The organism is Nitrosomonas communis (genome assembly GCF_900114745.1).
In the GTDB taxonomy this organism is placed as follows: Bacteria; Pseudomonadota; Gammaproteobacteria; order Burkholderiales; family Nitrosomonadaceae; genus Nitrosomonas; species Nitrosomonas communis_A.
Window position 1 is genome coordinate 1 of the sequence record NZ_FOUB01000168.1, and the last position, 1,750, is coordinate 1,750.

Below are 1,750 nucleotides of genomic sequence, written 5' to 3' on the forward strand. Positions count from 1 at the left end.
TCTAACTGTGGCTAATGAAAGTTTTTTTCCAGTTTGCAGCCAGGTTAAAGCTCCCAAGCCCGCTGCACGACCACTGGCCAAAGCAGCGGTGAGTATTTAACTTGAGTTCGACATAAGAATCATTACACTACAGCTGGAAGAGCTTGAGAGAGTCTGATATTAAGCTAGGGTTTCTTCTCACGAATAATGATGAAACTCTTTTCCTAAATCTTTTTATCATAAGGAATTCAGGTTCTTTTTGCTGCTTTTCTTATGTCGAACTCATGTTAATTAAGAATAACCAAGTATATTTCCAATAGAGTCTGGGGTATAACTTGACTCGTTTAAGGAAAGTAATATAACTGCTGCATCCTAAGCTTTTCTTAATTCCTGCTGATTTCGCTTATGGCGAGGAGATACAGAATAAATCAATGACCTGTGGAACCTCGGCTCGATGAACTTCCGGAGCCGCTGGATTTATCTCCAGTTGAGCCACCGTATGAATCTCCCATGGTGCCAGCGGATGAGTCTGGCGTGCCACCAAGAGAGCCACTGCCGGAAAAGCTTCCCGTTGAACCGCTGCTAGAGGCTCCCCTCGCTGAGCTGCTGGATGAACCTCCGGTTGAGCCACCAGATTGTCGCTGGAAATTACCTTGATCTGAAGTGCTCCCGGCAGCAGACCCTATTGCATCTCCTTGTCCCGATGTCTCCCTGCGTTCCTCAGCGCCTGCAGCATGAGCTGTACCCGTAAAACCAAAAATAATTACACTAACGATTGTTGCGATTTGCTTCTTATTTAATGCAGAATAATGTTTCATAATACTTCCTCCAGACAGCCTAGCAAGATTACTTTATTATATATTACTCTGCGATTTCCCGTCCTTTCTGTACGTTTGCCAACATAAGAAATGGTAATGAGGAGATAATAGGCTATTTATATATGGCTCTATATGAATTTTAGTGAGTATGGCATTATTAAGTAATGAATAGTGAAACCTTGTTTAGTCTGGCTTTAGGCCTTCAGTCTCCTAGGGAAGTTAAAGAAATAAAATTTATTCATGCTGAATCAAAGAAAAAAGAATGACATCTACCAATTGGTTTTGCTGTAGGGGCACGATTTGCAGATGAGGCAGGAAATCTTTGCGGTGTTTATGATACGGTGGAACGGATATGGCAACACTTTAACTTCTTTGAGCATACTTGGGTTTATCCGGTAAATGCGTACTTTGAATTCAACCGACCAGAACATAACTGGTTTCATGCAACGCCATAATTTTTAGCTTAAAGAATTCAACATCTCTAAAGCCGTAAGCCATTTTATATAACGTTGTGATCTTGTTGTTGATGCCTTCCAATTTCATATAACAGGTTGTTGCCAAGGGTTCATTAAGCTTGAGTGCTTCCTCCAGACGTTGGCGCTCATTGCGCGTGTCATCCAGATTGTCAGGATGCTTGAGCAGCAGCCAACGAATGCCTTTCAAAACGGGCTTCCCCAACCCATTCTCTGCTTCTCGTTGCAGATCGCGGTGCAGCTTGGTCAGTTTTTCATTAAACAGCTTGAGGAGATGAAAATGATCGAATATTAATGGAGCCTCTGGAATATGGCTCTGTACCGCACTGTGTAAGCTTGGCCCATATCGGTGGCAACCGCTTCAATCGGCGCACCTGACCATTTCAGAAGCTGTCTGGCAAAACGATTTCCATTAAAATCATGGATTTTGATAACAAGCTAAGAAATGTCATACAAAACAGATATAAATGATAAGGAATG

At 42.3% G+C, this 1,750-nt stretch carries 2 protein-coding genes and 1 pseudogene; all 3 read right to left on the reverse strand.

Translation table 11 applies throughout. From position 1 onward, the window contains the following. Nucleotides 1–407: 407 nt before the first annotated feature. The gene (locus tag BM122_RS22970) at nt 408–797 is read right to left on the reverse strand and encodes a hypothetical protein (RefSeq protein WP_143083596.1); all 390 of its coding nucleotides are present in this window, start codon (nt 795–797) and stop codon (nt 408–410) included. Between the two features lie 414 nt (nt 798–1,211). Continuing rightward, entirely contained in the window at nt 1,212–1,340 is a 129-nt protein-coding gene (locus BM122_RS23800; protein ID WP_371264970.1) for a transposase, read from the reverse strand. After that, nucleotides 1,341–1,589 (reverse strand): annotated as a pseudogene (locus BM122_RS23805) (transposase); the annotation flags it as partial. Between the last annotated feature and the right edge of the window lie 161 nt (nt 1,590–1,750).

Bases quoted from the DNA above. Each gene is read 5' to 3' on its own strand.
- BM122_RS22970 (WP_143083596.1), bottom strand. From the start codon at position 797: ATGAAACATTATTCTGCATTAAATAAGAAGCAAATCGCAACAATCGTT.
- BM122_RS23800 (WP_371264970.1), bottom strand. From the start codon at position 1,340: ATGAAATTGGAAGGCATCAACAACAAGATCACAACGTTATATAAAATG.